Here is a 7,089-nt window from a genome sequence, read left to right as displayed (position 1 = left end):
TGATCCGGGTGCTGTGGGTGCTCGCCTTGGGCCTGACGATTGCGGGCGCGTTTGGCGTGCTCGAACGGCTGAGCATCGGCGACTCCATGGCGCGTCGTCAGCGCTGGTCCCGCTGGTTCATGGCGCGGCTGAGTGCAGCGCTGCCCTTTCGCGTAACTGTCAGCGGCGAACTGCCTCGGGAGCCGATGTTATGGGTCAGCAATCATGTGTCGTGGACTGATATCCCGCTGCTGGGGATGATCGCGCCGCTGTCATTTTTGTCCAAAGCCGAAGTACGCAACTGGCCGGTAGCAGGTTGGTTGGCGCTCAAAGCCGGCACCTTGTTTATCCGTCGCGGTTCGGGCGACAGCCGCCTGGTGCTGGGGCAAATGACCCGGCACCTGCAAGAGCGCGATGCTCTGATGATATTCCCGGAAGGCACCACCACCGACGGGCGCAGCCTGCGTACGTTCCACGGTCGCATGTTGGCCAGCGCAATTGACGCCGGTGTACCGTTGCAACCGGTGGCGATTCGTTACCTGCGCGACGGTAAGCCGTGCCCTATCGCACCCTTTATTGGCAATGATGATTTGCTCTCGCACTTGCGCCGCTTGTTTGCCAACGAACAGGGCGATGTGCACATCCAACTGCTCACACCCATCGCCAGTCAGCAACAGGAACGCGCCGCGTTGGCGTATCAGGCGCAACAAGCCGTGCATCTGGCGCTGTTCGGCGAAACCGCCCAACCCGCTCAGCGCAAGGAGGCGCGCTCGGCCAAGGCCGCTTGAGCATAGTCCTGTAGCAAGGGATAAAACTCAGCAAAGTCCGCGCTCAACGGTCGGTACAGCGCCTGCAGTTCTTGCATGGCGCCGGCCAGCCCTTCCGGTCTCGACAGGCGTCGGGATATGCCGCGCAGCACGGCATCCAGTACGTCGAAGTCACGATAGGAACCTAGCCAATCCTGAGCCGCCATGCGTGGCGCGATCATCGCTAAACGCTCCGGCAATGCAGGTTCCGCCGCCAACACTTGGTAAACCCTACGGGTAAAGTCGTCCAGCGGTTGCGCCGCATACTGCGCCCAGTCTCGCGCCAGGCAGTGATCAAAGAACACGTCCAAGACGATGCCTGCGTAACGCCGACGTGCGGCGGGAAAGCGCGCAATCGCCTCTTTTACCAACGGATGTGCGTCGGTGAAGGTATCGATGCTGCGGTGCAACTGAATCGCCGATTCAAGTTCAGGCGTGAAGCGGCCCGGCAGCGGCCCTTTGACGAAGTCGCCATACAGGCTGCCGAGCAATTGCGCGGGGCGTTCGCCGCCCAAATGAAGGTGTGCAAGGTAATTCATGAGTCGAAGCTTACGCCTTATCAGCACGTCAGCCTATATCGATATAACCCGATATAGCGTTTTAAGCAGCGCTTAGTCCACCTGCGTATTTGTATATCGCGAAATACAGATATATAGTTCGCCCCATCGCGATATAGCGTTATCCCACGATCTGAGAACGACATGCCTATCGACCTCGACGAAATAATAAAAGCCCTGGCTCACCCTGTGCGACTCGAAATTCTCGTGTGGCTCAAAGACTCGGGGCACTACTTCCCCGAACAGGGACACTCACTGGAGAACGGTGTATGTGCCGGACAAATTGACCAGCGTGCGGGACTTTCCCAATCCACGGTTTCTGCCCATTTAGCCACTCTGCAACGCGCCGGCCTGATCACCAGTAAAAAAGTCGGCCAATGGCACTTCTTCAGACGCAACGAAGAAACCATCCAGGCGTTCCTGCATGAGTTAAGCAAACAGCTCTGACCTTCTAAACTTTCCAAGGAGACGCTTCGTGCCTCTTTCGCTACTGATGCTGGCCCTGAGCGCCTTCGCTATCGGCACCACAGAATTCGTGATCATGGGGCTTCTGCCCGATGTAGCGGCTGACCTGGGTGTTTCAATTCCCGGCGCTGGCTGGCTGGTCACCGGGTACGCCTTGGGCGTGGCCATCGGCGCGCCCTTCATGGCGATGGTGACCGCAAAACTCCCACGCAAAGCGGCGTTGGTGTCGTTGATGGTGATCTTCATCATCGGCAACCTGCTGTGCGCCCTGGCCAGCGACTACAACGTGCTGATGTTTGCTCGGGTCGTCACTGCACTGTGTCACGGCGCTTTCTTCGGCATCGGTTCGGTGGTCGCCGCCAATCTGGTCGCGCCCAACCGTCGGGCTTCGGCAGTGGCGATGATGTTCACCGGCCTGACCCTGGCCAACGTGCTGGGCGTTCCCCTCGGCACAGCGCTGGGTCAATACGCCGGATGGCGCTCGACCTTCTTCGCAGTGACGGTGATTGGCGTGATTTCGCTGATAGGCCTGATCCGCTTTCTGCCCGCCAAACGCGATGAAGAAAAGCTCGACATGCGTGCCGAGTTGACAGCGCTAAGAGGCGCCGGAGTCTGGCTGTCATTGAGCATGACCGTGATGTTTGCCGCGTCGGTATTCGCGCTGTTCACCTACATGGCGCCATTGCTGGGTGAAGTCACTGGCGTTACGCCGCGCGGCGTCACCTGGACCCTGCTGCTGATCGGCCTGGGCTTGACCCTCGGCAACGTTATTGGCGGCAAGTTGGCTGATCGCAACATGTCCCGGACGTTGATTGGTGTGTTCATCGTCATGGCGGTGGTCTCCACTCTTTTGACCTGGACCAGCGCCTCACTGATCCCCACTGAAATAACCGTGTTCATCTGGGCCACCGCCGGTTTCGCGGCTGTCCCGGCACTGCAAATCAACGTGATGACCTTCGGCAAAGCTGCACCCAACCTGATTTCGACCCTGAATATCGGCGCGTTTAACGTTGGCAACGCGTTGGGCGCCTGGGTCGGCGGCAGCGTGATTGCCCATGGCTTTGGTTTAAGTAGCGTGCCGTTGGCCGCAGCAGCCTTGGCCGTGATTGCACTGATATTGACCCTTATTACTTTCCGCCAGCCGGTGAACGCCGATGTGGCTACTGCTATTAACTAATCACTCAGAGGATTAATCATGACCACGATTTTTGACCCGATCACCTTGGGCGATTTGCAACTGCCAAACCGCGTCATCATGGCGCCTTTGACTCGCTGCCGCGCCGACGAAGGTCGTGTCCCCAACGCGCTGATGGCTGAGTACTACGTTCAGCGGGCTTCGGCTGGGCTGATCATCAGCGAAGCGACTTCGGTCACGCCGATGGGCGTCGGCTACCCGGATACTCCAGGTATTTGGTCTGACTCGCAGGTTCGCGGCTGGAGCAACATCACCAAAGCCGTACACGCTGCAGGCGGCCGTATGGTTCTGCAACTGTGGCACGTGGGGCGTATTTCCCACGCCTCGTACCTCAACGGCGACGCGCCGGTCGCGCCAAGCGCTATTACCCCGGCGGGCCACGTAAGCCTAGTGCGTCCTTTGGCTGATTACCCGACGCCGCGAGCGCTGGAATTGGCTGAAATCGAGGACGTGGTTGATGCTTACCGTCAAGGTGCAGAAAATGCCAAAGCAGCCGGCTTCGACGGTGTTGAAATCCATGGCGCCAACGGCTATCTGCTCGACCAGTTCCTGCAAAGCAGCACCAACCAGCGCACCGACCTATACGGCGGCTCACTGGAAAACCGTGCACGCCTGATGCTGGAAGTGACTGATGCAGTGGTAGAGATTTGGGGGGCTGGCCGTGTGGGTATGCACTTGTCTCCACGTGCCGACCTCCATGACATGGGCGATGCAAACCTGTCTGAGACGTTCACCTACATCGCTCGCGAGCTGGGCAAACGCGGTATCGCGTTCATCTGCTCCCGTGAGAAAGAGGCAGACGACAGCCTCGGGCCACAACTGAAAGAAGCGTTTGGCGGTCACTACATCGTCAACGAAAGCTTCAGCAAAGACAGCGCCAACGCCTGGCTGTCCAGCGGCAAAGCGGATGCAGTGGCTTTTGGCGTGCCGTACATCGCCAACCCGGACCTGCTGGAACGCCTGCAACAAGACGCGCCGCTGAATCCGCCGGTTCCAGCCACCTTCTACGCCAAGGGCCCAGTCGGCTACATCGACTACCCACGCCTGTAAGGCATGGGGGCTGAAATAAAAACGCCCTGACTTGCTAGAGTCTGGGCGTTTTTGCATCTCTTCCCGAATGATTCCGAGCCTACAGAGGTGGTAATTACCTGTGGGACCGAATTTATTCGGGAAGGCTGCAGCGCGGTGAATCAGACAGACCGCAGCGCTCCCTTCCCGAATAAATTCGGTCCTACAGAAAGACCATTACCCTACGATCAACGCGCCGCGTTGATCTGCTGTTGCAGGTTCTGAATCTGGCTCTGCAGGGTGTTGATGTTGCGGGTGACCTGACCGCGAAAGGCGTCAAACTCAGCCGTGCTACCCCCACTCTGAGACGCCGCAGCCGGGCGGTTGTCCTGCTCACTTTTAAGCACCAGCAATTCCTGCTCAAGGCGGTCGATCGCAACGCTGGGGTTACCCTGCTTCTTCAACGCTGCCACATCGGCATTCACGGTTTTCAGCTGCGCATCCAGTTGCGCCTGAGACGACTGGATGGCTTTTGAATCTGACTGAGCCGCTTGCAGCGCAGTCAAATCAGCGCCCAGGCTTTTCATCTGGTCCTGCAATTGAGTGTTTGCGGTTTGCAATTGCTTGGTCTGTGCGGTCATCTGCTGCAAACGACTGTCCAGTTCGCCTTGCTGGCCGGATACATCTTCTTGCTGCTTGTCCTGATCACTCAGCTTGCTTTCCAGCTTCTGGATTTGCAGCTTCAACGCCTCGCTGTTAGTCGCAGCTGACTGGGTCGCGACCACCTTGCCGGAAATATCCTGCAAACGACCGGCAGCGTCCTCGCTAATGCGCGCGAAGCTTTCCTGGGTCGCGACCAACTGCTGCTCCATCAACGAAATTTGTTGAAAGCTCCACCAGGCAAGCCCGGCAAAGGCGATGAACAAGGCACCGACCAGTGCCCAAATCGGCCCGGTGCTAGCGCGCTTGACGTTCACCACAGGCGTGCTGCGTGAGCGCACGGTTGTGCGCTCACGGGCGCCACCGGTAGGCACAAAATCATCATCGTCGTCGTCTTTGGCACTCAGGTGCGGTACATCATCGAAGTCGTCGTGAGGATCGTTACGCATTGGTTAAACCTTCAAGGGACACGGAGACAGAAAGGATTGCAGTATAACCACTCGAATCGCCTACAAAAGCGTCCAGGGTCAATTGGGTTGTTGCGCTTTCCACCAGCCGCAAAACTCGTCGAGTGCCGTCCATAAGCTAACGCGCGGCTCGTATTCGAGATAATGCCGGGCACGACTGATGTCCAGCGTGAAATCTTTGCTCATGACTTGCATGCCCAAACGAGACAGCGTCGGCTCCGGACGACCTGGCCACAGCATACATACGCCTTCATTCAAGGCCGCTGCGCTGTAGGCCAATCCATACGAGCGATAACGCGTCACCTGCGGCATGTCCATCTGGCGCATCACATAATTCACTGCGTCCCACAGTGGCACAGGCGCACCGTTACTGATGTTGTAAACCTTGCCCAGCGCAGAACCTGCGGCCAACAAACTGCTGAGAATGGCGTCATTCAGGTTTTGCACGCTGGTGAAGTCGACCTTGTTCAGGCCATTGCCAATAATCGAAAGACGCTTTTTGCGCTGCATGTTCAGCAGGCGCGGGAAGATGCTGTTATCGCCCGCGCCAGTAACAAAACGGGGCCGCAAGGCAATGACTTCCAGACCAAACTCTTCCGCACCGAAAACCTTTTGTTCAGCCAAGTACTTAGTGGCCGCGTAGTGATTGTTGAAATGTTTGGGCACCTGCTCTTCTTTGAGGTTCAGGTGAGAGTTCCCGTCGAAATAAATCGATGGCGACGACAGATGCACCAGCCGCCGAACCTGTTGCTTCAAGCAACCTTCGACAACGTTTTCCGTCACCTGAACGTTGCCCTGCTGGAACGTCTGGCGCTTGCCCCAGATACCCACCGCGCCCGCGCAATGCACCACCGCCTCGACGTCATGGCATAACCGCTGGACCAGTTCGGGATCGGACAAATCACCCTGTACGAATTCCGCACCACGGCGCACCAGATGTTCGACGCCCTCGGCGCGGCGGCCGTTGACCCGTACGCTCAAGCCTTGCTCTAGCGCGAAACGCGCAAAGCGCCCGCCGATAAAGCCGCTCGCGCCGGTGACCAGAATCTTCATTTACCGCTCCGTTAACTGTGTATTCGTGACAGCTGGTGCTTGCTAGAAACAACTGTTTGCTAAAGACCACTGACGCTCACTGATTGCCAAGCGGCACCAGCCATTCACCGGCTCGCTGGGTCAGAAGGTCGGTCAGTTGCGTGAGTAACTGGCCGCCATTGCGCCAATGATGCCAATACAAAGGCACATCAACCGGCTGATCAGGCAACAGCTCGACCAGCAAACCGTGCTGCATTTGATTACGCACTTGCACCTCCGGCACCAGGCCCCAACCAAGTCCAGCCTCGGTCATGCGCAAAAAACCTTCAGACGACGGGCACAGATGATGTTCGAAACCACCCTCTACGCCCAGCGAGGCAAGGTAACGATGCTGCAGAAAGTCGTCAGGACCGAACACCAATGCGGGCGAGCGCGCTAACTGCTCAGCGGTGACGCCCTGCGGAAAATGCCTCGCGATAAAATCGGGACTGGCCAGCGCACGATAGCGCATAGCGCCGAGTAACACGCTACGGGCTCCCGCCACGGGCCGTTCACTGCCGCATAAACACGCCGCTACTTCTCCGGCACGCATGCGTTTGAGTCCAACGTCCTGATCTTCGACCACCAAGTCCAACAATAAATGCTGTTGCGCGCAAAAGTCCCCCACCACGGCAGCCCACCATGTCGCCAGGCTGTCGGCATTAAGGGCAATCCGCAGACGCTCGGGCATGCCTTCATCATCCAGCGCAGGGACCTGACGCTGCAAGTCCCGCTCAAGCAGACGTACTTGCTGCACATGGTTGAGCAAGCGCCTGCCAATCTCGGTGGGGGTTGGTGGCGTGGCACGAACCAGCACCGGTTGCCCTACCCGTGCTTCCAGCAATTTGATCCGCTGCGACACTGCCGACTGAGACAAGCCC

General features: G+C 58.2%; 8 protein-coding genes. 4 read left to right on the top strand and 4 right to left on the bottom strand.

Features of this window, described 5'->3' with window-relative positions:
* Positions 1–2: 2 nt before the first annotated feature.
* A complete protein-coding gene (locus M0974_RS27585; RefSeq protein ID WP_297844672.1) occupies positions 3–767 on the top strand; it encodes a 1-acyl-sn-glycerol-3-phosphate acyltransferase in 765 nt (254 codons plus the stop codon).
* On the opposite strand, the gene M0974_RS27580 is transcribed toward M0974_RS27585, so the two are convergent.
* Positions 731–1,324, bottom strand: coding sequence for an ACP phosphodiesterase (locus M0974_RS27580; protein WP_297844669.1), 594 nt, complete (start codon positions 1,322–1,324; stop codon positions 731–733). The genes M0974_RS27585 and M0974_RS27580 overlap by 37 nt on opposite strands.
* A 162-nt stretch (positions 1,325–1,486) precedes the next feature.
* Between M0974_RS27580 and M0974_RS27575 the strand changes: the two genes are divergently transcribed.
* From M0974_RS27575 to M0974_RS27565, 3 genes are read left to right on the top strand one after another with little or no spacing between them, the layout of a single operon-like run.
* Positions 1,487–1,789 (top strand): helix-turn-helix transcriptional regulator, encoded by a 303-nt coding sequence (locus tag M0974_RS27575; protein ID WP_297844666.1) that lies wholly within the window; start codon positions 1,487–1,489, stop codon positions 1,787–1,789.
* 28 nt (positions 1,790–1,817) lie between these two features.
* On the top strand, positions 1,818–2,984 hold the full coding sequence (locus tag M0974_RS27570; protein ID WP_297844662.1) for an MFS transporter: 1,167 nt from the start codon (positions 1,818–1,820) through the stop codon (positions 2,982–2,984).
* 18 nt (positions 2,985–3,002) lie between these two features.
* On the top strand, positions 3,003–4,052 hold the full coding sequence (locus M0974_RS27565; protein ID WP_297844660.1) for an alkene reductase: 1,050 nt from the start codon (positions 3,003–3,005) through the stop codon (positions 4,050–4,052).
* A 206-nt stretch (positions 4,053–4,258) separates the two neighbouring features.
* Here the strand turns inward: M0974_RS27565 and M0974_RS27560 are convergent, their stop codons facing one another.
* From M0974_RS27560 to M0974_RS27550, 3 genes are all read right to left on the bottom strand, one after another.
* Positions 4,259–5,119 (bottom strand): ATPase, encoded by an 861-nt coding sequence (locus M0974_RS27560; protein WP_297844657.1) that lies wholly within the window; start codon positions 5,117–5,119, stop codon positions 4,259–4,261.
* 78 nt (positions 5,120–5,197) lie between these two features.
* On the bottom strand, positions 5,198–6,190 hold the full coding sequence (locus M0974_RS27555; protein WP_297844653.1) for an NAD(P)-dependent oxidoreductase: 993 nt from the start codon (positions 6,188–6,190) through the stop codon (positions 5,198–5,200).
* A 76-nt stretch (positions 6,191–6,266) separates the two neighbouring features.
* Positions 6,267–7,089: LysR family transcriptional regulator ArgP (locus M0974_RS27550; protein ID WP_297844649.1), on the bottom strand; the 823-nt coding region annotated here is incomplete at its 5' end.

Source organism: Pseudomonas sp. (assembly GCF_026224925.1).
Classification (GTDB): domain Bacteria; phylum Pseudomonadota; class Gammaproteobacteria; order Pseudomonadales; family Pseudomonadaceae; genus Aquipseudomonas.
This window is presented reverse-complemented; position numbering and strand designations above follow the sequence as displayed.

Bases quoted from the DNA above. Each gene is read 5' to 3' on its own strand.
- M0974_RS27580 (WP_297844669.1), bottom strand. From the start codon at position 1,324: ATGAATTACCTTGCACACCTTCATTTGGGCGGCGAACGCCCCGCGCAA.
- M0974_RS27575 (WP_297844666.1), top strand. From the start codon at position 1,487: ATGCCTATCGACCTCGACGAAATAATAAAAGCCCTGGCTCACCCTGTG.
- M0974_RS27565 (WP_297844660.1), top strand. From the start codon at position 3,003: ATGACCACGATTTTTGACCCGATCACCTTGGGCGATTTGCAACTGCCA.
- M0974_RS27560 (WP_297844657.1), bottom strand. From the start codon at position 5,119: ATGCGTAACGATCCTCACGACGACTTCGATGATGTACCGCACCTGAGT.
- M0974_RS27555 (WP_297844653.1), bottom strand. From the start codon at position 6,190: ATGAAGATTCTGGTCACCGGCGCGAGCGGCTTTATCGGCGGGCGCTTT.